We start from the raw sequence: 25,956 nt of genomic DNA on the forward strand, positions 1-25,956 counted from the left end.
ATGAGAACGGATGACGTCTTGAAATAATTAGTCGACAGGCTTGATCGCCAATGGGGCTACGGGTGCGGCAAGCGAGCGCGACAGCGTGTCGCAGTTCTCACTCTGCACCATCGCGATGCATTAATTCTCTTTCTCAATTGACAATCATTATCATTCAGCATAATTTGTCGCTCGATGTGTAGGCCGGCCCCCCTCGCCGTCCCACCAACCTATTGGCAGCAAGGTGATTTCCATGACGGAACAAGTATCCACAAGCAAGTGCGATTCACCGCTACTTCAGGCCTTTGTCGACAACCGACTGATTCTGGTCAAAATTGCAGCGCGGATTACCGGCTGCCGGTCGCGTGCCGAAGACGTGGTCCAGGATGCGTTTTTCCGGCTGCAATCGGCGCCGCAAATCACGTCGTCCTTCAAGGCTCAGCTCAGCTATCTGTTCCAGATCGTGCGCAACCTGGCGATCGACCACTATCGCAAACAGGCGCTGGAGCAGAAGTATTCCGGGCCGGAAGAGGAAGGTCTGAACGTGGTGATTCAGGGCGCTTCGCCGGAAACCTCGCACATCAATTTCTCGACCCTGGAAAACATTGCCGATGCGCTGACGGAGCTGCCCAGCCGCACCCGTTACGCCTTCGAGATGTACCGCCTGCACGGCGTGCCACAAAAAGACATCGCCAAGGAACTCGGCGTCTCGCCGACCCTGGTGAACTTCATGATTCGCGATGCGCTGGTGCACTGCCGCAAGGTGTCGGGGAATCGTGTGGATACTTTTGCCCGCCGCTAAAAGCTTCGCGGGCAAGCCTCGCTCCTACAGGATTCGGCTTGAATGTAATTCAGCGACCAACCTGTAGGAGCGAGGCTTGCCCGCGAAGGCAGACTCAAGATCGCAGAGGATCTTGAGCCTTACGCATCACGCCAATTTGCACCGATCAAAAAACCGCTCACGTCCCTGCATCATCAACGCCGCGCGCTTGTGCGGGAAGTCGAACTCTTTCTCGCAGTGGTAACCCTGGTTCTGCATATACCCGATCATCTTCGCGTTGTCGGCGCGAGGCTCGGCCACCACTCGCTGAGTGCGCGGATCGTCGAGAAACAGGTAATGCGTCAGCGCCGATAACCAGCTCGCCACCTTGTGCGGGCCACGGTGATTTTCTTCGCCCACCAGCATGTGGATACCGCGGTCGTAATCGCCGGCGTCATAGAACGGCGCGATGCGATCTTCCTTGGCCCAATAGGCTTCGAAATAGGCAAACGGCTGATCATCGAAACAACCGATCAGCGTCACCGTGTGCGGGTCTGCCTCAAGCTTGCTCAGGTATTCCCGGTGCTGCTCGAGGCTGCCCTCCTCCTGCCAGAAACTGGCGACCCGCGGGCTGTTCTGCCAACGATTGAAACGTGCCAGGTCGAGGTCGATGTCCACCGTACGCAGGGAAATCCAGGCACCAAGCCGCGCATCGAAGCGCCGATAGACTTCACCCCGTGGTTTTATCGGGCGCAGTGGATGACGCTTGCCGCCACTGATGACCATGCGCTGGGGATAACTGGCGGCCAGCGACTCGCACAGCCAAGGCTGAGGCAATTGCCAGAACAGCGTGCGTTCGCAGCGGTATTGACCGGTGGTTTCCGTGGCCATCAGCAAACCGCTCGACAAGGCGTCGGTGGGCGATTGCTGAAGTTGGAAAGTCACCTGCTGACACGCCGGATCACGGGCGAACAGCCAATAACAGGCCGCCCAGAGTGCCTGATCTTCAGACATGTCAAAGCGATTTTCGACCTGCACCTGCAACTCGGGTTCGCGGGTCAGGCGCAGCTCGATCAGCGGCTGCCCTTCCAGGCTGAGGTGCAGGCGATTCTGGGTTTCATCAGCTACAAGACGGCTTCCATCGGGCAAGGCCAGGGCAGTCAGGTCATTCAGATTGGGCATGGGTCGGGCTCACGATAATCGTCGACAGTTCAACGATGTGACGTGAGCCGGGGCAAGAAATTTAAGCGAAGTCGCGAATGACGCGACCTGCGGCGCCCTTCAGGGTTTGGGCACCGGCACTACCGCAATCTTGTACGGATCGAAAATCTTCAGCATCTCGCCATTGTCCCGCAACCCCTGTAGCAACTTGCCGAACGCTTCGCCACTGATGGGCGCGGCCGGACGCAGGATCGCGTAATGGTGATACACCTGATCGATGCGCTGGGACACCAGCAACTGATCAGCCACTTGCTCGTTGCGCAGCAGGTAATCGCTCAGGTAGGAGCGCGTCACCAGGGCAACGTCGGCCCGCCCGCGCAGCACCATCAGCAGGTTGCTGTCATGGGAATAGGTCAGCGTGGCGTTGTAGTTCTGCGCGAGGAATTTCGGGTCGGCATTGAAGTTGGCGAACTCATAGTGGTAGCCGCTGAACAGGGCCAGACGCTTGCCGGTGAGGTCGGTAAAATAGCTTTGCTGGCGATCGGGCTCACGTTGCGCGACGAAAATCTCGGCGTCCTCAAGGCCCATGTCGACGCTGGTGTGGGGAATGTCCTTCCAGCCCCAGTCCGGGTTCTCGAAAATGGCCATATCGACCCGACCCTGCTTGAAATCACCGAACCGTCGGGGAATCGAAGTCGGCACCAGAACAAACTGATAGTCGCTCTGCAATTGATTCAAGGCTTCCACCAATTGCGGCAGCAGGCCCGTGTCGGCACCGGATTCGGGGCGCACGGTATACGGCGGGAAATGTGCGGCACCGACGCGCACCAGTTGCGCGGCCTGGGACGGCAACACCCAGACTGCCACGAGCGACGCCAGCAAAAGCCGCGTAGCCGTCCTAATTGGCGAAGACATCAAAACAACCCACTCCCCAAAAAAATTCGCATCAATGCATTCAAGCTAGGCGGTTTCGGCCACTTAGCCAGTTTCCTGCAGACACATGACAACTTATTGCTTCTCTTCGAGCACAAGTATCAATGCCTCATCGGCCAGTTGATCGAGGCTCATGCTGCCGCCGGCACGGAACCAGGTGGTGGTCCAGGACAACGCGCCCGTCAGAAAACGGCGCGTGATGAACACGTCGCCGCGGATAAAACCGGCGTCCTTGGCTTCACCCAGCACCTGCAGCCAAAGCGTTTCATAAATATCGCGTAGCGCCAGCACCTGCGCCTGTCCGTCTTCGGAGAGCGAGCGCCATTCATACACCAACACCGCCATGGCCTCGCCGCTGCCGCCCATGATCGACTGCAATTCGCAGCGAATCAGCGCCAGCACCCGCTCGCGCACGTTGCCGGCCTCGGCCAGGGCTGCGTGCATCAACGCAGTGTTGTAGCGAATGGTCTCTTCCATCACCGCGCGCAGGATCTCGTCCTTGCTTTTGAAGTGATGAAAGATGCTGCCCGACTGAATGCCCACGGCACCGGCCAGATCGCGCACGGTGGTGCGTTCATATCCTTTGTTGCGGAACAGGTGAGCCGCCACTTGCAGCAGTTTGCCGCGGGCGCTGTCAGGGTCGGTCAATTGGCCGTTGTCGACCAATTCGCGCATGACCCTCAGGGCTTTTTGCTCGTCCACCCGTTCTCTCCTACAGTCGATCAATCAAATGCGCCAGCCACCGCTAAAACAGCGGGGTTGCGCGGGCAATTTAAGCTGGCAACGGCAACCAAGCAAGCGCTCGGGCAGAAGATATTTCAGCCATTTACAAACCAAGCGCTTGCTTGGTAGTCTCGATGCACTTCTGTCGGAGGTGGTTATGGAATTGGCTGCGCCTAAAACAATTCGCATCGGATGCGCCAGCGCGTTCTGGGGCGACACCTCGACCGCCGCCGCGCAACTGGTGGAAGGTGGACGCCTGGACTACCTGGTCTTCGACTATTTGGCCGAGATCACGATGTCGATCATGGCCGGCGCACGAATGAAAGATCCGCAGGCGGGCTATGCGGGAGACTTCATCGAAGTCCTCAGCCCACTGCTGGGGCAACTCGCCGAACAAAAAATCCGCGTCATCAGCAACGCCGGCGGGGTCAATCCACAGGCCTGCGCCGCCGCGCTGCAAGCGGCCTGCGACAAGGCCGGGGTGGCGCTGAAGATCGCCGTGCTGCTGGGCGACGACCTGCAACCGCAATTCAAACAGCTGAGCAGCCGCGGCCTTCATGAAATGTTCAGCGGCGCCCCCCTGCCCCCGATGTGCGTGTCGACCAATGCCTACCTCGGCGCACCGGGCATTGTCGAAGCCCTTCGATTGGGTGCCGACATTGTCATTACCGGGCGCGTCGTCGACAGCGCGGTGGTCAGTGCCGCGCTGGTGCATGAATTCGGCTGGTCCTGGCATGACTACGACAAACTGGCGCAGGCCGCATTGGCCGGGCACATCATCGAATGTGGCGCCCAGTGCACCGGCGGCAATTTCACCGACTGGCGCGACGTGCCCGATTACGAACACATTGGTTTCCCCATCGTCGAAGTCAGCGCCGACAGCCAGTTCATCGTCAGCAAGCCCGAGGGTTCCGGCGGCCTGGTCACGCCACTGACCGTCGGCGAACAAATGCTCTATGAAATCGGCAATCCCCAGGCCTACCTACTGCCTGACGTGGTCTGCGATTTCACCCAGGTCAAACTCGTGCAACAAGGTAAAAACGCGGTTCAGGTGCATGGCGCAAAAGGCCTGCCGCCGACTGATCAATACAAGGTCAGTGCGACGTATCCAGATGGTTTCCGCTGCACCGCCAGCTGCCTGATCGCGGGGATCGATGCGGTCGACAAGGCGCGTCGAGTCAGCGAAGCCATCATCAATAAAACATCGGACATCTTCAGCCAGCGCGGCTGGGCGCCCTTCAGCGAAGTGAACATCGAACTGCTCGGCAGCGAAGCCACGTACGGCCCCCACGGCCAACGCCAGGACAGCCGTGAAGTGGTGATCAAACTCGCGGTGCGTCATCCGAGCAAACAGGCATTGATCGTGTTCTCCCGGGAAATTGCCCAGGCCGCCACCGGCATGGCGCCGGGGCTGACCGGGATTGTCGGCGGACGGCCGACGGTGTATCCGCTGATCCGGCTGTTTTCGTTCCTCATCGACAAAACCGCCTGCACGCTCGAAATTGATATCAAGCGCCAGCGCCACCCGTGCGCCCTGCCCGCTGTCGATGTGCTCGACCCGGACGACTTGCCCGTACCGTTCGACCCGCCGCAACCCACCGGCCGCGCCGATGCCAGCGTGGCCCTGATCAAACTCGCGGTGGCGCGCTCCGGCGACAAGGGCAATCACAGCAACATCGGCGTCATGGCACGGGAGCCCGAGTACCTGCCATGGATCGCCGAAGCCCTGACGCCCGAGGTGATGGTCGACTGGATGAGCCACGTCCTCGACCCGGTACACGGACGTGTCGAGCGTTGGTATTTGCCCGGCACTCACAGCTTCAATTTTCTCCTGGAAAACGCCCTCGGCGGCGGTGGCGTGGCCAGCCTGCGAATCGATCCGCAAGGCAAAGCCTTCGCCCAGCAGTTGCTGGACATCCAGATTCCGGTGCCCCAGCGCATCGCCGACCAGGTCAACTAGAGGACTGTCGCCATGGCGTACGATTCGATTTTCAAAGCCGATCTGTTTGCAGGCCAAAACATCATCGTCACCGGTGGCGGCAGCGGCATCGGCCGGTGCACCGCCCATGAACTGGCGGCGCTCGGTGCCCATGTGCTGCTGGTCGGGCGCAAGGCTGACAAGTTGAAAAGCGTGGCCGCCGAGATTGCCGAGGACGGCGGCAAGGCGGATTGGGCCACCTGCGACATTCGTGAAGAAGAAGCGGTCAAGCATCTGGTCAGCGAGTTGATTCGCAAGCACGGCCCGATTCACGGGCTGGTCAACAATGCCGGCGGGCAATACCCGTCGCCGCTGGCTTCGATCAATCAGAAGGGTTTCGAAACCGTGATGCGCACCAATCTGGTGGGCGGTTTCCTGATGGCCCGGGAAGTGTTCAATCAGTCGATGAGCCAACACGGCGGCGCCATCGTCAACATGCTCGCCGACATGTGGGGCGGCATGCCCGGCATGGGCCACTCGGGCGCGGCGCGCTCGGGCATGGACAACCTCACCAAGACCGCTGCCTTCGAATGGGGTTATGCCGGGGTGCGGGTTAACGCGGTGGCGCCGGGCTGGGTGGCATCGAGCGGCATGGACACCTACGAAGGTGCGTTCAAGGCAGTCATTCCGACCTTGCGCGAACACGTCCCGCTCAAGCGCATCGGCACTGAGTCCGAAGTCAGCGCGGCGATTGTTTTCCTGCTTAGCCCGGCGGCGGGATTCATCAGCGGCAGCACGCTGCGCATCGACGGTGCGGCGAGCCTTGGCGGGCGGGCATGGCCGATTCACAAGGCGCAGAACAGTGAGTCGTACAACGGCTTCCATCGGGCGTATTTGCCCGACGTACTCAAGGGCAAGGAATAAGCCATGCCGGTGATCCAGTCACACGTGGACCCGTTCAGCGAACAGTTCGCCCAGAACCGCGCGGCAATGCTGGTCGGCATCGAGCAAGTCCGTCAGCTCGAACAAAACCTGCTGAACAAGGCAGCCGAGGCCAAGCCCAGGTTCGACAAGCGCGGCCAGTTGCTGCCCCGTGAACGCCTCAATCTGCTGCTTGACCCTGGCGCGCCGTTCCTCGAACTGGCGAGCCTGGCCGGCTACAAACTGCACGACGACAAGGACGGCAGCTCGGCCGGTGGCGGCTTGATCGCCGGGATCGGCTACGTCTCCGGCGTGCGGGTGTTGGTGGTGGCGAACAACAGCGCGATCAAGGGCGGGACCATTTCCCCCAGCGGCCTGAAAAAGTCCCTGCGCCTGCAACAGATCGCCATGGAGAACAAACTGCCGGTGATCACCCTTGCCGAGAGCGGCGGCGCGAACCTCAACTACGCAGCCGAGATTTTCGTCGAAGGCGCGCGCAGCTTTGCCAATCAGGCGCGGATGTCGGCCATGGGGCTGCCGCAGATCACCGTGGTTCACGGCTCGGCCACCGCGGGCGGGGCTTATCAACCGGGGCTCTCGGATTACGTGGTGGTGGTGCGCGGCAAGGCAAAGTTGTTCCTGGCCGGCCCGCCGCTGCTCAAAGCCGCCACCGGAGAAGTCGCCACCGATGAAGAACTGGGCGGCGCCGAGATGCACGCGCAAACCGCCGGCACCGCTGAATACCTGGCCGAGAACGATGCTGATGGCGTGCGTCAGGTGCGCGAGATTGTCAGCCTGTTGTCATGGAACGAGCAGTTGCAATGGTTGCCCGAACGGCAGTGGAAAGATCCCCTTTACCCTATCGATGAGCTGGTGGGACTGATCCCGGACGATCCGAAAAAGCCCTATGACGTGCGCGAAATCATTGCGCGGATTGCCGACGGTTCGAGCTTCCTCGAGTTCAAGGGTGAGTTCGATCAACAGACCATTTGCGGCCATTTGCACATTCAGGGCCGCGCCTGCGGATTCATCGGCAACAACGGCCCAATCACGCCCAAAGGTGCGAGCAAAGCGGCGCAATTTATTCAACTCTGTGACCAGAGCCGGACGCCGTTGCTGTTTTTCCACAACACCACCGGGTTCATGGTCGGCACCGAATCGGAACAGCAAGGCGTGATCAAACACGGCGCGAAGATGATTCAAGCGGTGGCCAACGCCCGGGTGCCCAAACTGACCATCGTCGTCGGCGGCTCCTATGGTGCCGGGAACTACGCGATGTGCGGCCGCGGCCTCGACCCGCGCTTCATCTTCGCCTGGCCCAACAGCCGCACCGCCGTCATGGGCGGCGCTCAAGCCGGCAAGGTGCTGCGAATCGTCACCGAAGCCAAACAGCTCAAGGATGGTCTGGTGCCCGACCCGAAAATGCTCGACATGCTGGAACAGGTCACCGCACAGAAACTCGACAGCCAGTCCACCGCACTCTATGGCAGTGCCAACTTGTGGGACGACGGGCTGATCGACCCCCGGGATACCCGGACCTTGCTCGGCTACTTGCTGGACATCTGTCACGAGGCCAACGTGCGGCCGTTGCAAACCAACAGTTTTGGCGTCGCGAGATTCTGATCGCGGATCACAGGAGAACAATAAAAATGATCTTCACCCAGGAACACGAAGCACTGCGTCGCACGGTCCGCCAATTCGTCGATCACGAGATCAATCCTCACGTCGAGGAATGGGAGAAGGCCGGACGCTTCCCTATTCACGAGATCTTCCGCAAGGCCGGCGACCTCGGCCTGCTGGGGATTTCCAAACCGGAACAGTTTGGCGGCATGGGGCTCGATTACAGCTATTCGATCGTCGCCGCCGAAGAGTTCGGCACGATCCACTGCGGCGGGATCCCGATGTCCATCGGCGTGCAGACCGACATGTGCACGCCTGCCCTCGCCCGCTTCGGCTCCGATGAATTGCGCGAAGAGTTCCTGCGCCCGGCGATTACCGGCGAACAGGTCGGCTGCATCGGCGTCTCCGAAGTCGGTGCCGGTTCCGACGTGGCCGGGTTGAAAACCACCGCCCGCAAGGACGGCGACGACTACGTGATCAACGGCAGCAAAATGTGGATCACCAACTCGCCGAGCGCCGACTTCATCTGCCTGCTGGCCAACACCTCTGACGACAAACCGCACATCAACAAGTCCCTGATCATGGTGCCGATGAACACCCCGGGCATCAGCCTCAGTTCGCACCTGGACAAGCTAGGCATGCGCAGTTCGGAAACCGCCCAGGTGTTTTTCGACAACGTGCGCGTACCGCAACGCAACCGCATCGGCCATGAAGGCGCGGGCTTCATGATGCAGATGCTGCAATTTCAGGAAGAACGTTTGTTCGGCGCGGCGAACATGATCAAGGGCCTGGAATACTGCGTCGACAGCACCATCGAGTACTGCAAGGAGCGCAAAACCTTTGGCAGCGCGCTGATCGACAACCAGGTCATCCACTTCCGCCTGGCCGAACTGCAAACCGAAATCGAATGCCTGCGGGCGCTGGTCTATCAGGCCACCGAGCAATACATCAAAGGTCAGGACGTCACGCGCCTGGCGTCGATGGCCAAACTCAAGGCCGGGCGCCTGGGCCGCGAAGTCAGCGACAGCTGCCTGCAATATTGGGGCGGCATGGGCTTCATGTGGGATAACCCGGTGGCCCGCGCTTACCGTGACGTTCGGCTGGTGTCGATCGGCGGCGGTGCCGACGAAATCATGCTGGGGATCATCTGCAAACTCATGGGCATCCTGCCGGGGAAAAAGAAATGAGTGCTCTGCCGGTTTGCCAAACCTTGTTGTTGGAATCGCATAACGGCGTGCTGCACATCACCCTCAATCGCCCGGAAAGCCGCAACGCCATGAGCTTGCAGATGGTCGCCGAGCTGCGTGCGGTGCTGGCAGCGGTGCGTGATGATCGAGCCGTTCGGGCGCTGGTGATCGGCGGTGCCGGTGGGCATTTCTGTGCCGGCGGCGACATCAAGGACATGGCCAATGCCCGGGCTCAAGGTTCGCAAGCCTATCGTGACTTGAACCGAGCGTTCGGCGCGCTGCTGCAAGAGGTCCAACACACGCCGCAAGTGGTGATCACGGTGCTGCAAGGCGCGGTGCTCGGCGGTGGATTGGGGCTCACCTGCGTCAGCGATGTTGCCCTGGCCGATCACAATGCGCAGTTCGGTCTGCCGGAAACCAGCCTCGGCCTGCTTCCCGCACAGATCGCGCCGTTCGTGGTCCAGCGCATCGGCCTGACCCAGGCGCGCCGACTGGCGCTGACGGCGGCGCGTTTCGATGGCACCCAGGCGCGGCGCATGGGGTTGGTGCACTTTGTCGAGCATGACGCGCAAGCCTTGGCCGAGCGCCTCGATGAAATCCTCGCCCATGTGTTGTGCTGCGCGCCGGGGGCGAATGCGACGACCAAAAAGCTGTTGCTGGCGAGCGCAGGGCAACCCTCGGACGCGTTGCTGGATGAGGCGGCCGAGTGGTTCAGCGAAGCGGTGACCGGTGCTGAAGGGGTCGAGGGGACGATGGCTTTCGTGCAAAAACGTAAACCGGGGTGGGCCCTTTAAAAGCATCGCGGGCAAGCCTCGCTCCTACAAAGGCACCATCAACCCCTGTAGGAGCGAGGCTTGCCCGCGAAGAGGCCATCACATTCACCGCAAAACCAAGGGAACAACCCATGCCCGGACTCAGCAAAATCCTGATCGCCAACCGCGGTGAAATCGCCTGTCGCATCCAGCGCACTGCCCACGCCCTGGGCTACCGCACCGTTGCCGTATTCAGCGATGCCGACGCCGACGCCCTGCACGTCCAAATGGCCGATGAAGCCGTGAACATCGGCCCGGCCCCGGTGCAGCAGTCCTACCTGAACATCCCGGCGATCATCGACGCCGCCCGGCGCAGCGGTGCCGACGCGATTCACCCCGGCTACGGTTTCCTCTCGGAAAACGCCGAATTCGCCCTCGCCTGCCAACACGCCGGCATTACCTTCATCGGCCCGAGCCCCGAAGCGATCGAGTTGATGGGCAGCAAGCGACTGTCGAAACTCGCCATGCTCGCGGCCGGCGTGCCGTGCATCAAAGGCTATCAAGGCGCCGAACAGGACGACGCGACCCTGAGCCGCGAAGCCGAGCGCATCGGCTACCCGCTGATGATCAAGGCCAGTGCCGGCGGTGGCGGACGCGGCATGCGCCTGGCGCACAGCGCCGACGATTTGCTGGAACAGCTGCGAACCGCGCGATCCGAAGCCCTGCACGGGTTTGGCAGCGACGAACTGATCCTCGAACAAGCGCTGATCGATCCGCGCCATGTCGAGGTTCAAGTGTTTGGCGACCAGCATGGCAACCTGATCTACCTCGGCGAACGCGACTGTTCGATCCAGCGCCGCCACCAGAAAGTCATCGAAGAAGCGCCCTGCCCGGTGATGACCACCGAGTTACGTCAGGCCATGGGCGAAGCGGCGCTCAAGGCCGGACGCGCGGTGAATTACGAGGGCGCTGGCACCGTGGAATTCCTGCTGGACGCACGCGGGCAGTTCTACTTCCTGGAGATGAACACCCGCCTGCAAGTGGAACACCCGGTGACTGAGTTGATCACCGGCCTCGATCTGGTGGCCTGGCAACTGCGCGTCGCCGAGGGCCTGCCACTGCCTTTAAAACAGGAAGAGGTGCAGCTCAATGGGCATGCCATGGAAGTGCGCTTGTACGCCGAAGATCCGGCTCAGGGCTTTTTGCCGCAAACCGGTCGTATAGAGGCTTGGGAGCTTGCGTTGCAAGACGGTGTGCGGATCGATCATGGCTTGATCGAAGGGCAGGACATCAGCCCGTTCTACGATCCGCTGCTGGGCAAAATCATTGCCCATGGCGCTACCCGTGAAGAGGCCCGGCGCAAACTCCTGCGGGCGGTACAGGACAGCGTGCTGCTGGGCGTGCAAAGCAATCAGCGCTTGCTCGCCAGCCTGCTGCAACACCCGCAGTTCATCAGCGGCGAATTCAGCACCGGGTTTATCCCGAACTGTTTTGCCGACCATCCCTGCCTGCATCCATCAGTACCGAGCGCCGAAGAACTGGCCATTGCAGCTGCGCTGTTCTATCACGCTTCGGCGCACGTTCATCCCGCGCCGTTGGCCGGCTGGCGTAGCAACGCCAGCGTGCCCCTGCATTATCGAATCGGAATGGAGAATCAGGACTGGCCGGTGGAACTGAACGCAGTGCCTGACGTGCCTTACCGCTTGCAAGTCGGCGACCGAACCCTCGAATTGAAGGTCATCCAGTGCGACGGGCACTGGGCAACACTGATGATTGACGGCATCCGCCAACGCCATGCCTACCGCCTCGCGGCCGGGCAGCTCTGGCTGTTCACCCGCCCCGGCAGCCTGCGACTGATCGATCGCCCCCAAGCGTTGGTCAGTTGCCAGTCCAGCGTCAGCTCCGGCACCCTCAAGGCGCCCATGGACGGGGCGATCGTCGACGTGTTGGTCAGCGAGGGCAGCCCGGTCAGCAAAGGTCAGTTGCTGGTGGTGCTCGAAGCGATGAAAATGGAACACCCGCTCAAATCAGGCATCGACGGGGTGCTTAAACGCTTACAGGTCCGGGTCGGTGATCAGGTGAAAAATCGTCAGATTTTGTTGGAGGTCGAATAAGGCGCTAGGCGGATCCGCCGGCTTTGGCTACGCTCAAGCCCTATCAGGACGCGGATACCAGGAACCCTGCGATGCCTCACTGGCTGGTGATTGATCTGGAAGCCACCACCGATGACGGTGGCTGGCCAGTAACGGAAATGGAAATCATCGAAATCGGTGCCACCCTGGTGGACCGAAAAGGCCGCGAAGTGGATTATTTTCAGTGCTTCGTACGGCCATTGCAGCGGCCGCTGCTGACGCCGTTTTGCCGGGAATTGACGCACATTACCCAGGCTAACGTCGATGCAGCGCAGACGCTGAGCGAGGTCTGGCCATCATTCGAGCAATGGCTCGAGCGCCATCAACCGGTTCTGGAGGGCTGGGCCAGTTGGGGCGATTACGATCGCAAGCAACTGCTTCAGGAATGGAAGCGACTGCAACTGGACAGCGTTCTGGGTCGCGTTCCGCACATGAACCTCAAACAGCGCTTTGCCAAAGCCCTGCGCCTGGAGCGCCCGCTGGGGCTCAACGGCGCGCTGCAACTGGTGGGCATGCAGTTCAATGGCCAACAGCATCGAGCGCTGGAGGACGCGCGCAATACGGCGCGTTTGTTGCCACAGGTTTTCCCCGTGGAGAGGTGACGGCATTCGAGGCCTTGTGCATACTGGCCTGCCCTTTTTAGCCCTTTTCGAGGAATCGCCCATGTTTAAAGTCAACGAGTACTTCGACGGCACCGTCAAGTCGATCGCCTTTGGCACCGCTGAAGGTCCTGCGACCATCGGCGTCATGGCTCCGGGCGAATACGAATTCGGCACCAGCCAGCGCGAAATCATGCACGTGGTGACCGGCGCCCTGACCGTCAAACTGCCTGACAGCAGCGACTGGGAAACCTTCGCCGCCGGCAGCCAGTTCAACGTACCGGCCAACAGCAAGTTCCAGCTGAAAGTGGCCGTCGACACCGCTTACCTGTGCGAATACCGCGGCTAAAACCCCGGGTTTTCACAGCGACAAAAAAATGCCCGCGTCCTTTTGGGACGCGGGCTTTTTTCATTCAGTCTGTTTATTCGAGGATGGTTACCGGCATACCGACTTCAAGTTGGCCATTGCTGTCGTTGACCAGATTCTGCCCGAACATCGCGCCGTCGGCCTCGGAACGGTATTTCTGCAACGTGGCCAGAGGTTCGCGATCATCGCTGCGCTGACCGGTTTGCGGGTCGATGGTGGTCAGGATGCAGCGCGAACAGGACTTGACCACGCGGAACTCGACATCGCCGATGCGGATGCGCTTCCAGCTGTCTTCGGCAAACGCCTCGCTGCCCTCGATTACAAGGTTTGGTCGAAAGCGCAGCATTTCCAGCGGGCGCCCGACCTTTTGCGACAAGTCTTCCAGGGACGCCTGCCCGATCAGCAACAGCGGGAAGCCATCGGCGAAGGCCACCTGATCGTCTTCCCTGCCGTAGCCAGCTTGCGTGGTGCGCGCGCGATCCAGAGGAATTTGCACCAGTCGCGTCGGCTTTCCGATGAACTCACTGACCCAGGCACCGGCCTCATCACCGGCATCGGGCACCCGCAGACTGTCTTTGAAGATCGTCACGCCGCGCAGTTCAGCGTCGCTGGCCGGCAAGGCAATATCGATCGCTGAGCGACCGGGAGCACTGAGGGTCAGGCCACCGTCGGCATTCCACAGCGCCGACAGCTGACTCATCTGCCCCACCGCGCGCTGGGTCAGGAAGCGCCCGCTGGCCTCGTCCACGAGCATCCAGCGTCGATCACCGTCCAGCCCCAACTTGTCGAGACCGACCTGCTGCAGGGGCTCGCCCTTGCCGGATTTCAACGGATATCGGTAAAGCGCGCTCAAACGCAACATGGCCAGCTCCCTGGTGGGCAAAAAAAGCCACCCTATACGAGCTTGCTCATTGAATCAAAGGCTGAGATTTGGACGCAGCCACCGTGTGGGAGCGAGCTTGCTCGCGAAGGCGGTGTAACAGACAACCTCAATGTTGACTGTGATGGCCTCTTCGCGAGCAAGCTCGCTCCCACAGGTTGACAGTGGATTGCCTCAGGCAGGCACTTCATCGAGCATCAGGCGCTGGCGCACCACGTCGACGAGTTTGTCCGGCTGGAACTTGGAGAGGAAGTTGTCGCAGCCGACCTTCTTGACCATCGAGTCGTTGAAGCTGCCCGACAGTGAAGTGTGTAGCACCACGTACAGGCCACGCAGACGCGGGTCGTTACGGATTTCGGTGGTCAGGCGATAGCCGTCCATTTCCGGCATTTCCGCGTCGGTAAACACCATCAGCAGTTTGTCGGTCATCGACACGCCCGTATCGGCCCAGGCCTTGAGCATGTTCAGCGCCTTCAAGCCGTCGCTGGCAATATGCATCTTTACGCCCAACTGACCCAGGGTGTCGCGCAATTGCGACAGGGCTACGTTGGAGTCATCCACCAGCAGCACTTCACGACCACGGGCGCGTTCCAGCACCGGGTCGTCGAGCTTCTCGCGCGAAACCTTGGCGTTGTACGGCACGATTTCGGCCAGGACTTTTTCGACGTCGATGATTTCCACCAACTGATCGTCGACCTTACTGATGGCGGTCAGGTAATGCTGGCGGCCGGCGCTGGTCGGCGGCGGCAGAATGGCTTCCCAGTTCATGTTGACGATGCGGTCCACGCCGCCCACCAGGAACGCCTGCACCGAACGGTTGTACTCGGTGACGATGATCGTACTGGTAGGGCTCGGCACCAGCGGACGCATGCCGATGGCCTGAGACAGGTCAATCACCGGCAACGTCTGGCCACGCAGGTTAACCACGCCGCAGACAAACGGATGGCGCTGGGGCATCAGGGTCAGCTTCGGCAGTTGCAACACTTCCTGCACTTTAAAGACGTTGATCGCGAACAATTGCCGACCGGCCAGCCGGAACATGAGAATTTCCAGGCGATTCTCACCCACCAGTTGCGTGCGTTGGTCTACCGTGTCGAGAATGCCGGCCATTAATGACTCCTGGGCTTGTTCTGATGAATTCACTAAAGGGGGTTATCGGCTGTTTTTGCCAGATCTTGACCCTGAGACAAAATGCCACGATCGGGCATTGATGTCACATTAACATCATGCTTTACTGGCGCAGTGATTTCATCTGCTTCATCCCCTGCGGCGCGACCTCGGTTTGCACGTTAGGTTCCCCTGCGTAAGGGATTCCCCTAGTAACAATCAGGCCCAACCTGATATTCGCAATATCCAATAGCCATTAATGTGACGCCATTCTCATTGCATGAACGGAGTCAGGCTTTTGTGTGCGATCGCAGGTAAGTGGCCATCCACCCTCTCGAGTTCCCCAGCCTGCGCCCAGGCCTGCCGGAGCGCGATCTCATGCCGGTACGGCAGCGTCGGGACGTTGGACATTTTTGTCGCCACACACGACATCCCCTCATTTGACATGACGTTGTGGAGATAAGCATGCCGAACGACCCTAAACAGTGGGCTCAGCGCTTTCCGGAGTTTCTCGTCGAGGCTGAAACACTTCTGGCCAAATCGGAGGAGTGCCTTAGCCATCTGCAGTTGATCAGCAATGACAAGGACGCAATCGATTGCATGCTCAGCAGCCTCCTCAAATTGGCCAGCAAGGCTGATGCACTGGCACTGGAAGCGGTTTCCGAATTTTCGCTGCACATCCATGGCCTGCTGAACCACGCCCAAAGCCACATGGAACTGCACGACCAGGCGCTCGGCGCGCTGAAGGACTGCTTCACGTTGATGGCCTGGCAACTCGAACTCATCGATCAAACCACTGGCCAACTCAGCCTGGATGACAGTGAACAGACTTCCCTGATCGAAGCCTTTGCGTTTCAGGTCGGACAAAGTCATTTTCAGTTACCGGTTAATTCCAAACCGTTCACGCTCGTTACCTATTCGGAGCGGCAGGCTTAATTCGCCAGGCAACAATGCCGTGTTACGTATTCTTGTTGCCATGCTGCCGCTCATTAACTTGAGTGCGCACATGTCGCAATTGAATATTTCATATCTGTCAACGACAGTTCGATACAAATAACTACCCCGCCTTCGTAAAACTTTTCCATTGTGGAACTATCGTCCATAACTTTTAATTCCTGACCAAACAGACATATATAGCAAACGCGACCGACGGTATCTTAAGTGGTATTATGCCGACCATTAGTTGACGCCAATTAATGGCAAAGTGATTCCAGATGAGAGCAGCCCGATAAGTTAAAGGCTGTAGTTTCAACCCTGGACTGCACTGCTTGAGACGAGTCACTACAGATTTTCAGACAGAGACCCGTCAACCACTATGGCCGGTCTGCCCGCAGCGAACATCCATTGGCTCCATCCGCTATGTACGCCAGTCTCAAGTCGATCACCCTATGGCCACCCTCCCAAAAAAACGCGCGGCGGTTCACGCTTTTGCTGTGCTCCGGCTCGGCATTTGGCAGCCTGCTGGTCTTCAGCCTGTCTGTTCCACTGCCGTTGAGCCTGCTGGTACTCAGTATTGCGGCGCTCGCCTGCGTCTGGGTGCAACATTTCCTCTCGCGCAAGTCGATAAAGTTTCAGCCGCAAGAGCTGGCCGACCGTCTGCTGGAAGTACAGGAAAACGAACGTCATCGGCTCAGCCGAGAACTGCATGACGACATCGGCCAGTTGCTGACCGCGGCAAAACTTCAATGTGAATGGCTCAAACGCCGGATGCCTGAAGACATGCAGGGCCAGTGCTCGGTGCTCTGCGACACACTGGACGAAACCCTGGCCAAGGTTCGTGATGTCTCGGCCATTCTCAATCCCAGGCAGTTGGCCAGTCTCGGACTGGAAGCCAGTCTGCGTGCTCATCTGCTCAAGACCCTGGCCAATACCTCTGTGCACTGGAGCCTGGAATGCCATCAACGTTTGACCGGCATACCCGAAGAAATGGCGGTGGCCGCCTTTCGGATCACCCAGGAAGCGGTGACCAATATCCTGCGTCACGCCGAAGCGAACAACCTGTTGATCCGCCTGCAACGCATGCCCCAGGGTCTGGCGCTGTTAATCAGCGATGATGGCCTGGGGTTCGCGCCAGCAGCAGACCCCGGTCGAGAGGGACAGCGCGGGATGGCCGGGATGGTGGAACGGATCGATCAACTGGGCGGTACCCTGGCCGTGATCAGCGAGCCGGGCAAAGGCACTCAAATCGAAGCACTCTTCCCCTGGGCGCCCCGAGCGCTTGAACGGGCCAGTACGAATAAGGTTATGCATTGACTTGTAACTTACTTCTGGTGGATGACCACTCGCTTATCAGGGCAGGCGTGCGCGCTCTGGTGCTGGATATTCCCGGCTACGCGGTTATTGGTGAGGCCAATGACGGCTCGCAGTTACTCGAGATGGTCGAGAAGCTGTCGCCTGACATTGTGCTGCTGGATATCTCCATGAAGCAGACCGGTGGCCTTGAAGCCTTGCAACGACTCAAGCGGGTACGCCCGCAAAGCAAGGTGCTGATCCTGTCGATGCACACCGATCCCGCCCTCATCATGCAGGCGCTTGAGTCCGGTGCTCATGGCTATTTGCTCAAAGACACCACGGCCACCGAGCTGGAACATGCCCTGGATGCCTTGCGCAATAACGAACGCTACCTGAGCCCGGCCATTGCCCACACGGTCATCAACCAGGCGCTGATCCGCAACCAGAAACATCAGCCCGAGCCTGCGGACTCGCACAACCTGACGGCCCGTCAGCTGGAAATCCTGCGACTGATCGTTCGGGGCAAATCCACCCGGGAAATCGCCAATGGCCTGGGCCTCAGTATCAAAACCGTCGAGACCCACCGTTCGCAGATCATGAAGCGCCTGCAGATCTACGACGTGGCCGGCCTGGTACTGTTTGCCGTGCGCGAGCAAATCATCAGCCTGGACGACTAGCCGTATTCGAAGCACTCAGCAGCGGCGAGTCCTGCGGCAGGTGCACGCGCAATGCCGCTGGACGCGCCGAAAACCTAAGGCTCTCGCCCTCAATGGGTTCGCCATCCAGATTGATGTAAAGGCCTTCCGAGACCTTGATCTCGACCCACGGCAGGCGAGCTCGCACAAACATGTTGTCGATGCCGAAGCCATCGGCCAGCAGCGTTTTCAACGTACTGACCACCTCCTGCGGCGCAGGCAAAATGCTGACATCCAGTAAACCATCGTCAGCCAGTGCCTCCGGACACAGCACGTGACCGCCGCCAGCCTGCCGTCCATTGCCGATCCCCAACGCCAATAGCTCACCGCTCCAATGAAAGTCCGGCCCCTGCAACTCGCCGTAGGCGGCATGCAACTCGCTGAAACGCGATAAGCCGGTGAACAGATAGGCGGCGCCCCCAAGGACTTTTTTCAAGTCCTCCGACGTATTCGCCGTGACCTGGCTACCAAAACCGCCGGTGGCCATGTTCAGGAAGACCTGACCGCCAACCTCCCCCAGATCGATCGCGTGCGGGGCAGCGTCCAGAAGGTCCAGCGCCAGAGTGGGTTCCAGGGGCACACCGGCGGCGCGAGCAAAATCGTTCGCGGTGCCCAGCGGCATCAGCACCAGACTGGCCCGCGTAGAATGCGCTGCCATGGCATCGGCGATATCACGCAACGTGCCATCACCGCCACCGGCAATCAGTTGCGTATAGCCTGCGTTCAGGGCTTCTTCCACCAGCCGCTGCGCATCACCCGCCTCCCAGGTCAGTCGAACCGCTAACTCCCAGCCCTGCTCGCGTTTAACGTCGACGGCGGCGCGGACCTCTTCGTTGAGTGCCTGCTTGCCGTGCAGAATCAACAGCGCCTTGCGCTCACTCATTGTTGTCGCTCCCATAATTGGAACCCGTATGAGAGATGTTGACCTCGCCACCCCCTATAAAAGTTGCAAGGAATTGAATTTTTTTGACGCGCGCAGTCTCTCGGTCCTACAGGGGGGGGATATTTTCTTACAAGATGTGAGGAATCGGCTCAATTGACCTACCTTGGCGATTGGTACACCTTGGTGTCCGCGGTATCAGTCATCAACATTAAATACACAGGGATGTGCAAGCAATGAGTAGACCCTCTTCAAAGGCCGCACAAAGCGCAATCAACAATAGTGTCGGCCAGCCAAAGGGCTTTAAGGCAAGGAGCGTTTTAGTCCATGCAAAGCCATGACATCAGGTTACCCATCATTCAGGTCGCACCATTGCCAGAAAGTCGCGCCAATCATCAGGCTGAATTCAATAACAGCGCAAAGCCTACCGGAGGAGTTGATATGGAACCTCGCGTCATTGAGCTCGAGACACACCTCAAATACATCCGAAGAGACATGGAAGAGGTCCGTGGTGATGTGAAATCCATCAAGCACAGGCTGGCCTATTCTGCGGGTGGAACAGCCGTTGTCCTGGGGCTGCTGGGCTGGGTCGCCAACAGCCGCTTCGATCAGGTCGTGTCACTTCTGGCGCGTTAAACGCTCGCCATGCACGCAAGTCCGGAGCGATCAACCGGGCTTGTGTGGCAAGACTTTGGCCAGGATCAGCCCAGGACTTCGCTCAGCGGAATGAAGTTCACGTAATCGCCTTCGATCAACGTACGGTCTTCCAGCACTTCAACCAGGCCATCAGCCCAGGCGGCACTGCGAAGCACCCCAGAGCTCTGGTTTTTGTAGATGATTGCCCGACCATTCTCCAGGCGCCCACGCAAATACTCTCGGCGATTGCCAGCCTTGGGCCAGTCGAACCCTGCCGGCACCTGAAACTTCAACGGTTCAACCTCTTTTACACCTTGGCGGCGCAAGAGATAGGGCCTGGCCAACAAGGCAAACGTAACCAGTGTCGACGCAGGGTTGCCGGGCAAACCAATCACAGGCACGCCGCGAAAATGACCGAACGTCAGCGGCTTGCCTGGTTTGATGGCGAGTTTCCACAGGGTCAACTCGCCCTCTTCGCGCAAGGCAATGCCCAGAAAATCGGCCTCCCCCACAGACACACCGCCGGTAGAAAGGATCAGGTCGACGTCCTTCAACTCGCCAAGGCGGGCACGCGTGGTCGCTAAATCATCTGGAAGAATTCCAGCATCAATCACTTCACAGCCCAAGCGCTGCAACCAACTGCACAGCAGCACACGGTTACTGTTGTAAATCTGCCCCGGCCCAAGAGGCTGGCCCGGTTCTATTAATTCATCCCCGGTGGACAGGACGGCAACACGAACCTTGCGCACCACGCCCAGCTCAGCACATCCCAGAGACGCCGAAAGGCCCTGCTCGATAGGTCCGAGGCGTGTGCCAGCCGGCAGTACAAGTTCGCCAACAGTGGTTTCCTGGCCTTGTGGCCGGATATTTTGACCCGGGGTCATTGTCTCGATAAAACGGACACGCTCATCCGCCTGGACCTCGGCGTTCTCCTGCATCTCGACGCAATCGGCACCCGCCGGTACAGGCGCGCCGGTAAATATCCGGGCGCAGGTACCAGCCTTCAACGGTTCGGGTGCCTGGCCGGCAAAAATCTTCTGACTGACCGCCAACGGTTCTCCCGTCCAGTCAGCGATGCGCAAGGCGTAGCCGTCCATGGCACTGTTCGGCCAGGGCGGCAGATCAAGCGTCGAGACCAGGTCATCGGCCAGGATGCGACCTTGAACCTGCGCCAACGGCAAGCGCTCATGCTCACGTATCCTTGATGACTCAGCCATTTCCAGCAAACGCGCCAATGCCACCTCGACCGCCATCAGGCTGCCGGTTTTGCCAGGCTTACCCACGGGATTCACAGGGTTCGGCCTGTTTCAGGTGAGCGACAAAATTGCAGGGACGGTGCCGCGAATCCAGCTGTTCGGCGAGGATGCCATCCCAGCCCGTGCGCACAGCGTTGGTCGATCCCGGCAAACAGCAAACCAGCGTGCCATTGGCCAAACCCGCCAGAGCTCGGGACTGGACAGTCGAAGTGCCGATGTCCGCGACCGAAATCTGCCGGAACAGCTCTCCAAAACCATCGACCTGCTTGTCCAGCAGGCAACTCACCGCTTCCGGTGTGCTATCGCGCCCCGTGAACCCGGTACCGCCGGTGATCAACACCACCTGCACGACATCATCGGCAATCCAGGTGGCGACTTGCGCGCGAATTTTGTAGAGGTCATCTTTAAGCAAAACCCGAGCGGCCAGGTAATGACCGGCATCGCTCAAGCGGTCGACGAAGACCTGTCCTGACGTATCGGTTTCCACGGTGCGGGTATCGCTTACAGTCAACACCGCGATGTTGAGCGGCGCGAAAGGTACATCAGCCTTGGCTTTCATAGGCTCGTCCAGTTGTAGGATAAACAGCCCGGTGTTATATCACAGCGCCCCGTTTTTTCGCCGCCCCCATGGAGACTTGCCATGACCTCGAATACACATTTGCCGCCCTGCTCCATTTTGCTCCTGGCAGGTGGTCGAGGCCAACGCATGGGCGGTCAGGACAAGGGGTTGCTGGAATGGCATGGAGAGCCGCTGATTGCGCATCTGCATCGCAAGACCCGTGCGCTGAGCGATGACCTGATCATCTCCTGCAACAGGAACCTGGAAAAATACGCGCCTTACGCTGATCAACTGGTCCATGACGACGAAGGCGATTTTCCGGGACCCATGGCCGGTATTCGTGCAGGCCTCAAGGCCGCCCGCCATCCCTATCTGCTGGTGTTGCCATGTGACGTGCCGCGCATCGATGCGGCCCTGCTCCACAGCATGCGCGACACCGCCCGCCAGCATCCGGACAAACCGCTGATGCTGCACCATAATGAACACTGGGAACCGTTGCTGTGCATCATCCCCACGGCGCTCTCGGCACAGTTCGAAAGTGCCTGGAACGACGGCGAACGCAGCCCGGGGCGCCTCATGCGCAAACTGGGTGCTACCGCTCTGCAATGCCCCGACAACGATCCGCGCCTGGCCAACCTCAACACGCCAGAGCTGTTAAGTGCACACAACACTGTGGCAGACTGACACGAGAAGGAACTTGCGCGTGTTGTATACGTCTCAAGCTCAGTAACCAAAAGAATTCATATTCGGAGACACACTCATGACTCAACGGACCCTCGCCACTTTCATGCTCGCACTGGGCCTCGCGACCCTCGCCGGTTGCGCCTCGCCTACAGTGATCACCTTGAATGACGGTCGCGAAATCCAGGCCGTCGACGCACCAAAATACGACGACGAATCGGGTTTCTACGAGTTCGAACAGCTGGACGGCAAGCAAACCCGCATCAACAAGGATCAGGTTCGTACCGTTAAAGAGTTGTAATCTTTACGGCACCACCGGATACAGAAAAGCCCGTTTATCGCGGGCTTTTTCGTGCCTGAAGCATTGTGATCACCATTGCAGGGTGATGGTGCTCTCGAATTCACGTTGCAGGCCAGTGACCGGGTCGATAAACCGCAAACCCTGAGCCAGCAGTTTCAAGGGATTGGCATAGTCATCCTCGACATCCTTGAGCACCTGCGGGTAGAACGGGTCGTTGCAGATACTGGCGCCCAAAGCGGTCATGTGTACCCGCAACTGATGTTTTTTACCGGTCACCGGGTAAAGTCCATACCGCCAAAGATCGCCGTTCTTCTCACGAACCTCGACTGCCGTCTCGGTGTTGCTGACGCCCGGACCTTCCTGCATGCGAAAGAACGGCTCGCCATCGACCAGCCGACTTTTGTGAACCAATGGAAAGGTCAGTTCAGGCAATGCGCGGGCGATTGCTTCGTAGCGCTTTTCGATGTTCCGTGTAGGAAATAATGATTGGTAAGCCGAGCGACTCTCGGGGTTCGCTGAAAACAACACCAGTCCCGCCGTATGCCGGTCAATGCGATGCAAAGGCACCAGATGCGGGTTATCCAGTCGACGGATAAGCCGTCGCAACAACGTCTGCTCTACGTATTCGCCAGCCGGCGTCACTGGCAGGAAATGCGGCTTGTCCGCCACCACCAGGTGTTCGTCGGCGTACAGGATCGACTCAACCACCGGGATCGGCTTTTCGTCCGGCACCTCACGAAAGTAATGAATTCGCAGGCCTTCCTTGTAACGCAGATCAAGAGCAATCGGATGACCGTGCCCGTCAAGCACGCGACCGCGAGCAATTCTGTCCAGCCATTGTTCACGACCGATAGCGCTGAAGTGTTCGCACAGGCAATCGAGCACGGTCTGCCACGGACCCGGCGGCAAGTAGAGCGTGCTGGCCTGGTTGTGTGCAGCAGAAAAAGATGAAGTGGACATACGAACGCTCTGACCCTCAATACAGGGAGGCATTATCCAACAGTGGCCGGAACGGACCTAGAAAAGAATCCTCAAGCCGCCGGTATCTGCGTGCGCGCCGCCGCCTCGGTGAACTCCTTGAGCCAGCGCAGCACATCGACCGCTTCCCAGCGACCGGGATCATAAAGCGCATACAACAACCCCTGATAACCCACGACATCCAGCTGTCGGTGATAACCCGCGCGCTGGAACAACGCTTCGATTTCGGCAAAACAGGTATTGAAGTGCAGTTTGTTGAAGGGTGTTTTTCCTTCCGTGACCAAACCATCCAGACGCAGTTCGAGGACAGCCTCGCTTACAACATCGACCGACATCCGGTTCACGCTATTTTTCAATTGTTCGACATTGACCACGATGTATCCCTCTTACGCCCGGAACTGCCTGCTCAAACCTGAAAAACGAAGGTGCAAGGCAATTTTACGAATAACTGTATGCGCATACAGTATCCGAAGAGCATCGGTTAAGCCAAGGGGATCAATCGCAAAGTTCGACAGACGGGACATTGCCACCACAAAAAACACTCATCGCAGGAACGCTACGACCTCATCGGCACTGAATGGCCAGCCCATTTCGGCACCCGTATCAACCCGTCGTAACACCGGTATACGCAGGCTGTACGCTGCAAACCACATTTCATCTTCAGCGATATCTACCAGTTCCACCAGCAGACCACGTTCGACAAACTCCATCAGCATGGCTTCGGCCACTTCGCAGAGATGGCACCCAAGGGTGCCGAACAGCTGACATTCAGGAAGCATGAGCGCTCAACCTAAAAAATTAAGTAACTATTCTAGGCCTGCCCCGAAAAACCGTCGAGACGTTGATTTTTCTGCCCTGGAACACGAACCGCGATAGCGGCGGCAAAACCCTGATGCATATCAGTCACTGCAGATGCCATTTACGCGATGCTCAGGTTTTTTTTACCTCTACGCTTGAATAGCCAACCCCATCACCGGAGTTCTTCGTGTTCGCCAACCTCTTGATCATCCTCGCCTCCTCCCTGGTGGTGATTGCACTGTTCCAGCGCCTGCGTTTGCCACCGGTGCTGGGCTATCTGTGCGTAGGGCTGATGATCGGGCCGACGGCATTCAACTGGGTGAATGAAAGCGAAGAGTTGCCAGACCTTGCCGAACTGGGTGTGGTGTTCCTGCTGTTCTCCCTCGGGCTGGAGTTTTCCCTGTCGAAAATGATCGCGCTGCGCCGGGTGGTGTTTGGCCTTGGCAGCCTGCAAGTGTTGGTGTCCGGGCTATTGATGGGGGCATTGCTGATCCTGTTCGGCATGCCGACGACGCCAGCGCTGTTACTCGGAGCCGGCCTTTCGCTGTCTTCCACCGCCATTGTCAGCAAGGAGCTGGGCAGCCTCGGCGAGATTTTCAGCAGTCACGGTCAGAACGCCATCGCCGTGCTGCTGTTCCAGGATGTGGTGGCGGTGTTGCTGTTGACCCTGGTGCCGGTGTTCGCCGGCAACAGCGATCAGGCCTGGTATTGGGCATTGCCGATAACACTGGGCAAGACCCTGGTGCTGTTCGGCGGTCTGCTGCTGGCCAGTCGCTGGTTGCTGCCCCGCCTGTTCCATGAAGTCGCCGCCGCCCGCTCCCCGGAGCTGTTCGTGCTGCTGGCGCTGGTCATTGTCTTGCTGACAGCGTGGCTGACTCACCTGCTCGGCCTCTCCCCTGCCTTGGGCGCATTTCTCGCCGGCATGCTGCTGGGGGAAAGCCACTATCGGCATCAGATCGAGGCGGACATCCGCCCGTTCCGCGACATCTTGCTCGGGTTGTTTTTCGTCAGCATCGGCATGCTGATCGACTTGCGGCTGTTCGCCAGCCACGGCCTGCTGATCCTCGGCCTGACGCTTGGGTTATTGCTGATCAAGGGCACAGTGGTCGCGCTGCTAGTCAAATGGCGCGGCAGCGACAGCGAAACCGCGTGGCGCAGCGGCTTGGCATTGGCTCAGGGTGGCGAGTTCTGCTTTGCGCTGATGGCGCTGATGCAGCAAAACAAACTGATGCCCGCCGACTTCGGAGGCCTTCTACTGGCCGCGACATTCTGCTCGATGCTGGTCACTCCGTTGCTGCTGCGCGCCGCTCCCCACCTTGCGACACGCCTGCATCGCAACCCCAACGAAGAAACACAACTGGCAAAAATCAGCGCGCTCAACGCCGACTTGCACAACCACGTCGTGATCTGTGGCTACGGTCGCGTGGGCCAATCCATCGGCCGAGCGCTGCGTAATGCGCTGCAACCTTACCTTGCACTGGACACCGATCCGGTGCGCGTCCAGGAAGCCGCCGTCGGTGAAACCTGTGTGCATTACGGCGACTCGCGGCGCGGTGAACTGCTGCTGGCGGTAGGGCTGGCGCGCGCCAAACTGCTGGTAATTGCCGTCGACCAGACCGACATCGCGCTACTGATTCTCCAAGAGGCGCGCCGATTGAACTCAACAATTCCGATCCTGGTACGCACTCGGGATGACAGCCAGCTGGCCGAGTTAAAAGCGGCCGGTGCCAGCGAAGTCGTGCCCGAACTGCTGGAGTCGAGCCTTATGCTCGCCTCCCACGCACTGATCATGCTGGGTCTGCCCGCGCATCAGGTACAGGAGCGGGCCGACCAGATACGGCATGACCGCTATCGTCTGCTGCACGGCTTTTATCCCGGGAGCGACGATGAAGAAAAGTGAG

General features: G+C 59.4%; 27 protein-coding genes. 16 read left to right on the top strand and 11 right to left on the bottom strand.

What is annotated here, in order from left to right:
• Positions 1 to 232: 232 nt before the first annotated feature.
• A complete protein-coding gene (locus tag ACYZTY_RS19055) occupies positions 233 to 781 on the top strand; it encodes an RNA polymerase factor sigma-70 (protein WP_461955016.1) in 549 nt (182 codons plus the stop codon).
• 126 nt (positions 782 to 907) lie between these two features.
• Here ACYZTY_RS19055 and ACYZTY_RS19060 read toward each other — a convergent pair whose 3' ends face one another.
• The 3 genes from ACYZTY_RS19060 to ACYZTY_RS19070 form a co-directional block, all read right to left on the bottom strand.
• The gene (locus ACYZTY_RS19060) at positions 908 to 1,921 is read right to left on the bottom strand and encodes a GNAT family N-acetyltransferase (RefSeq protein WP_461955017.1); all 1,014 of its coding nucleotides are present in this window, start codon (positions 1,919 to 1,921) and stop codon (positions 908 to 910) included.
• 99 nt (positions 1,922 to 2,020) lie between these two features.
• Positions 2,021 to 2,815, bottom strand: a complete 795-nt coding sequence (locus tag ACYZTY_RS19065; protein ID WP_461955018.1) for a substrate-binding periplasmic protein — start codon at positions 2,813 to 2,815, stop codon at positions 2,021 to 2,023.
• 93 nt (positions 2,816 to 2,908) lie between these two features.
• Positions 2,909 to 3,535, bottom strand: coding sequence for a TetR/AcrR family transcriptional regulator (locus ACYZTY_RS19070; protein WP_461955019.1), 627 nt, complete (start codon positions 3,533 to 3,535; stop codon positions 2,909 to 2,911).
• Positions 3,536 to 3,713: 178 nt separating this feature from the next.
• Here ACYZTY_RS19070 and ACYZTY_RS19075 point away from each other — a divergent pair, with 178 nt between their 5' ends.
• From ACYZTY_RS19075 to ppnP, 8 genes are all read left to right on the top strand, one after another.
• Entirely contained in the window at positions 3,714 to 5,516 is a 1,803-nt protein-coding gene (locus ACYZTY_RS19075; RefSeq protein WP_461955020.1) for an acyclic terpene utilization AtuA family protein, read from the top strand.
• 12 nt (positions 5,517 to 5,528) lie between these two features.
• Positions 5,529 to 6,398 (top strand): SDR family oxidoreductase, encoded by an 870-nt coding sequence (locus tag ACYZTY_RS19080; RefSeq protein WP_461955021.1) that lies wholly within the window; start codon positions 5,529 to 5,531, stop codon positions 6,396 to 6,398.
• Between the two features lie 3 nt (positions 6,399 to 6,401).
• Entirely contained in the window at positions 6,402 to 8,018 is a 1,617-nt protein-coding gene (atuC, locus tag ACYZTY_RS19085; protein WP_461955022.1) for a geranyl-CoA carboxylase subunit beta, read from the top strand.
• A 26-nt stretch (positions 8,019 to 8,044) separates the two neighbouring features.
• Positions 8,045 to 9,202, top strand: coding sequence for a citronellyl-CoA dehydrogenase (gene atuD / locus ACYZTY_RS19090; protein ID WP_461955023.1), 1,158 nt, complete (start codon positions 8,045 to 8,047; stop codon positions 9,200 to 9,202).
• The gene (locus ACYZTY_RS19095; RefSeq protein WP_461955024.1) at positions 9,199 to 9,996 is read left to right on the top strand and encodes an enoyl-CoA hydratase/isomerase family protein; all 798 of its coding nucleotides are present in this window, start codon (positions 9,199 to 9,201) and stop codon (positions 9,994 to 9,996) included. Before atuD ends, ACYZTY_RS19095 begins: the two co-directional genes overlap by 4 nt.
• Positions 9,997 to 10,106: 110 nt before the next feature.
• The gene (locus ACYZTY_RS19100; RefSeq protein ID WP_461955025.1) at positions 10,107 to 12,068 is read left to right on the top strand and encodes an acetyl/propionyl/methylcrotonyl-CoA carboxylase subunit alpha; all 1,962 of its coding nucleotides are present in this window, start codon (positions 10,107 to 10,109) and stop codon (positions 12,066 to 12,068) included.
• Between the two features lie 71 nt (positions 12,069 to 12,139).
• A complete protein-coding gene (locus ACYZTY_RS19105) occupies positions 12,140 to 12,688 on the top strand; it encodes a 3'-5' exonuclease (protein WP_461955026.1) in 549 nt (182 codons plus the stop codon).
• Between the two features lie 61 nt (positions 12,689 to 12,749).
• Positions 12,750 to 13,034 (top strand): pyrimidine/purine nucleoside phosphorylase, encoded by a 285-nt coding sequence (ppnP, locus tag ACYZTY_RS19110; RefSeq protein WP_054614024.1) that lies wholly within the window; start codon positions 12,750 to 12,752, stop codon positions 13,032 to 13,034.
• Positions 13,035 to 13,107: 73 nt separating this feature from the next.
• Here ppnP and ACYZTY_RS19115 read toward each other — a convergent pair whose 3' ends face one another.
• Positions 13,108 to 13,914 (bottom strand): MOSC domain-containing protein, encoded by an 807-nt coding sequence (locus ACYZTY_RS19115; RefSeq protein ID WP_461955027.1) that lies wholly within the window; start codon positions 13,912 to 13,914, stop codon positions 13,108 to 13,110.
• A gap of 192 nt (positions 13,915 to 14,106) precedes the next feature.
• The gene (locus ACYZTY_RS19120; RefSeq protein WP_131060074.1) at positions 14,107 to 15,042 is read right to left on the bottom strand and encodes a chemotaxis protein CheV; all 936 of its coding nucleotides are present in this window, start codon (positions 15,040 to 15,042) and stop codon (positions 14,107 to 14,109) included.
• A 462-nt stretch (positions 15,043 to 15,504) separates the two neighbouring features.
• On the opposite strand from ACYZTY_RS19120, the gene ACYZTY_RS19125 reads away from it, so the two are divergent.
• The 3 genes from ACYZTY_RS19125 (at position 15,505) to ACYZTY_RS19135 (ending at position 17,948) form a co-directional block, all read left to right on the top strand.
• The gene (locus ACYZTY_RS19125; protein ID WP_131060073.1) at positions 15,505 to 15,975 is read left to right on the top strand and encodes a hypothetical protein; all 471 of its coding nucleotides are present in this window, start codon (positions 15,505 to 15,507) and stop codon (positions 15,973 to 15,975) included.
• Between the two features lie 423 nt (positions 15,976 to 16,398).
• Positions 16,399 to 17,292, top strand: a complete 894-nt coding sequence (locus tag ACYZTY_RS19130; protein ID WP_461959355.1) for a sensor histidine kinase — start codon at positions 16,399 to 16,401, stop codon at positions 17,290 to 17,292.
• A complete protein-coding gene (locus ACYZTY_RS19135; protein ID WP_461955028.1) occupies positions 17,289 to 17,948 on the top strand; it encodes a response regulator in 660 nt (219 codons plus the stop codon). The genes ACYZTY_RS19130 and ACYZTY_RS19135 overlap by 4 nt, the downstream gene beginning before the upstream one ends.
• On the opposite strand, the gene yegS is transcribed toward ACYZTY_RS19135, so the two are convergent.
• Positions 17,932 to 18,849 (bottom strand): lipid kinase YegS, encoded by a 918-nt coding sequence (yegS, locus tag ACYZTY_RS19140; RefSeq protein ID WP_461955029.1) that lies wholly within the window; start codon positions 18,847 to 18,849, stop codon positions 17,932 to 17,934. The two genes, ACYZTY_RS19135 and yegS, sit on opposite strands and share 17 nt — an antisense overlap.
• A gap of 324 nt (positions 18,850 to 19,173) precedes the next feature.
• Between yegS and ACYZTY_RS19145 the strand changes: the two genes are divergently transcribed.
• Complete coding sequence (locus tag ACYZTY_RS19145; RefSeq protein ID WP_461955030.1) at positions 19,174 to 19,482, top strand: hypothetical protein; 309 nt, start codon at positions 19,174 to 19,176, stop codon at positions 19,480 to 19,482.
• Between the two features lie 65 nt (positions 19,483 to 19,547).
• On the opposite strand, the gene ACYZTY_RS19150 is transcribed toward ACYZTY_RS19145, so the two are convergent.
• Together ACYZTY_RS19150 and moaB are read right to left on the bottom strand one after the other, a co-directional pair.
• Positions 19,548 to 20,774 carry a molybdopterin molybdotransferase MoeA gene (locus tag ACYZTY_RS19150; protein WP_461955031.1) on the bottom strand — a complete coding sequence of 409 codons (1,227 nt, stop codon included), beginning with the start codon at positions 20,772 to 20,774 and terminating at the stop codon, positions 19,548 to 19,550.
• On the bottom strand, positions 20,758 to 21,297 hold the full coding sequence (moaB, locus tag ACYZTY_RS19155; protein WP_461955032.1) for a molybdenum cofactor biosynthesis protein B: 540 nt from the start codon (positions 21,295 to 21,297) through the stop codon (positions 20,758 to 20,760). Before moaB ends, ACYZTY_RS19150 begins: the two co-directional genes overlap by 17 nt.
• A gap of 81 nt (positions 21,298 to 21,378) precedes the next feature.
• Here moaB and mobA point away from each other — a divergent pair, with 81 nt between their 5' ends.
• Complete coding sequence (gene mobA / locus ACYZTY_RS19160) at positions 21,379 to 21,981, top strand: molybdenum cofactor guanylyltransferase MobA (RefSeq protein WP_461955033.1); 603 nt, start codon at positions 21,379 to 21,381, stop codon at positions 21,979 to 21,981.
• A gap of 76 nt (positions 21,982 to 22,057) precedes the next feature.
• Positions 22,058 to 22,279: a YgdI/YgdR family lipoprotein gene (locus ACYZTY_RS19165; RefSeq protein ID WP_109633577.1), complete on the top strand. Its 222-nt coding sequence runs from the start codon at positions 22,058 to 22,060 to the stop codon at positions 22,277 to 22,279.
• Between the two features lie 69 nt (positions 22,280 to 22,348).
• Here the strand turns inward: ACYZTY_RS19165 and ACYZTY_RS19170 are convergent, their stop codons facing one another.
• The 3 genes from ACYZTY_RS19170 to ACYZTY_RS19180 all read right to left on the bottom strand — a co-directional run bounded on the left by ACYZTY_RS19170 (position 22,349) and on the right by ACYZTY_RS19180 (position 24,036).
• Positions 22,349 to 23,239 (bottom strand): pseudouridine synthase, encoded by an 891-nt coding sequence (locus tag ACYZTY_RS19170; RefSeq protein ID WP_461955034.1) that lies wholly within the window; start codon positions 23,237 to 23,239, stop codon positions 22,349 to 22,351.
• A gap of 71 nt (positions 23,240 to 23,310) precedes the next feature.
• Complete coding sequence (locus ACYZTY_RS19175) at positions 23,311 to 23,631, bottom strand: transcriptional regulator (RefSeq protein WP_461955035.1); 321 nt, start codon at positions 23,629 to 23,631, stop codon at positions 23,311 to 23,313.
• 168 nt (positions 23,632 to 23,799) lie between these two features.
• Positions 23,800 to 24,036: a glutaredoxin family protein gene (locus ACYZTY_RS19180; protein ID WP_461955036.1), complete on the bottom strand. Its 237-nt coding sequence runs from the start codon at positions 24,034 to 24,036 to the stop codon at positions 23,800 to 23,802.
• 206 nt (positions 24,037 to 24,242) lie between these two features.
• Here ACYZTY_RS19180 and ACYZTY_RS19185 point away from each other — a divergent pair, with 206 nt between their 5' ends.
• Positions 24,243 to 25,955 carry a cation:proton antiporter gene (locus ACYZTY_RS19185; protein WP_461955037.1) on the top strand — a complete coding sequence of 571 codons (1,713 nt, stop codon included), beginning with the start codon at positions 24,243 to 24,245 and terminating at the stop codon, positions 25,953 to 25,955.
• The last annotated feature ends 1 nt before the right edge of the window (position 25,956 follow it).

Source organism: Pseudomonas sp. LB1P83 (genome assembly GCF_054897885.1).

Coding starts and splice junctions, on each gene's coding strand:
- ppnP (WP_054614024.1), top strand. CDS start 12,750: ATGTTTAAAGTCAACGAGTACTTCGACGGCACCGTCAAGTCGATCGCC.
- ACYZTY_RS19120 (WP_131060074.1), bottom strand. CDS start 15,042: ATGGCCGGCATTCTCGACACGGTAGACCAACGCACGCAACTGGTGGGT.
- ACYZTY_RS19100 (WP_461955025.1), top strand. CDS start 10,107: ATGCCCGGACTCAGCAAAATCCTGATCGCCAACCGCGGTGAAATCGCC.
- ACYZTY_RS19170 (WP_461955034.1), bottom strand. CDS start 23,239: ATGTCCACTTCATCTTTTTCTGCTGCACACAACCAGGCCAGCACGCTC.
- ACYZTY_RS19145 (WP_461955030.1), top strand. CDS start 19,174: ATGCAAAGCCATGACATCAGGTTACCCATCATTCAGGTCGCACCATTG.
- moaB (WP_461955032.1), bottom strand. CDS start 21,297: ATGAAAGCCAAGGCTGATGTACCTTTCGCGCCGCTCAACATCGCGGTG.
- ACYZTY_RS19105 (WP_461955026.1), top strand. CDS start 12,140: ATGCCTCACTGGCTGGTGATTGATCTGGAAGCCACCACCGATGACGGT.
- ACYZTY_RS19075 (WP_461955020.1), top strand. CDS start 3,714: ATGGAATTGGCTGCGCCTAAAACAATTCGCATCGGATGCGCCAGCGCG.
- ACYZTY_RS19065 (WP_461955018.1), bottom strand. CDS start 2,815: ATGTCTTCGCCAATTAGGACGGCTACGCGGCTTTTGCTGGCGTCGCTC.
- atuD (WP_461955023.1), top strand. CDS start 8,045: ATGATCTTCACCCAGGAACACGAAGCACTGCGTCGCACGGTCCGCCAA.
- ACYZTY_RS19060 (WP_461955017.1), bottom strand. CDS start 1,921: ATGCCCAATCTGAATGACCTGACTGCCCTGGCCTTGCCCGATGGAAGC.
- ACYZTY_RS19115 (WP_461955027.1), bottom strand. CDS start 13,914: ATGTTGCGTTTGAGCGCGCTTTACCGATATCCGTTGAAATCCGGCAAG.
- ACYZTY_RS19180 (WP_461955036.1), bottom strand. CDS start 24,036: ATGCTTCCTGAATGTCAGCTGTTCGGCACCCTTGGGTGCCATCTCTGC.
- ACYZTY_RS19055 (WP_461955016.1), top strand. CDS start 233: ATGACGGAACAAGTATCCACAAGCAAGTGCGATTCACCGCTACTTCAG.
- ACYZTY_RS19130 (WP_461959355.1), top strand. CDS start 16,399: ATGTACGCCAGTCTCAAGTCGATCACCCTATGGCCACCCTCCCAAAAA.
- ACYZTY_RS19095 (WP_461955024.1), top strand. CDS start 9,199: ATGAGTGCTCTGCCGGTTTGCCAAACCTTGTTGTTGGAATCGCATAAC.
- ACYZTY_RS19125 (WP_131060073.1), top strand. CDS start 15,505: ATGCCGAACGACCCTAAACAGTGGGCTCAGCGCTTTCCGGAGTTTCTC.
- mobA (WP_461955033.1), top strand. CDS start 21,379: ATGACCTCGAATACACATTTGCCGCCCTGCTCCATTTTGCTCCTGGCA.
- yegS (WP_461955029.1), bottom strand. CDS start 18,849: ATGAGTGAGCGCAAGGCGCTGTTGATTCTGCACGGCAAGCAGGCACTC.
- atuC (WP_461955022.1), top strand. CDS start 6,402: ATGCCGGTGATCCAGTCACACGTGGACCCGTTCAGCGAACAGTTCGCC.
- ACYZTY_RS19165 (WP_109633577.1), top strand. CDS start 22,058: ATGACTCAACGGACCCTCGCCACTTTCATGCTCGCACTGGGCCTCGCG.
- ACYZTY_RS19080 (WP_461955021.1), top strand. CDS start 5,529: ATGGCGTACGATTCGATTTTCAAAGCCGATCTGTTTGCAGGCCAAAAC.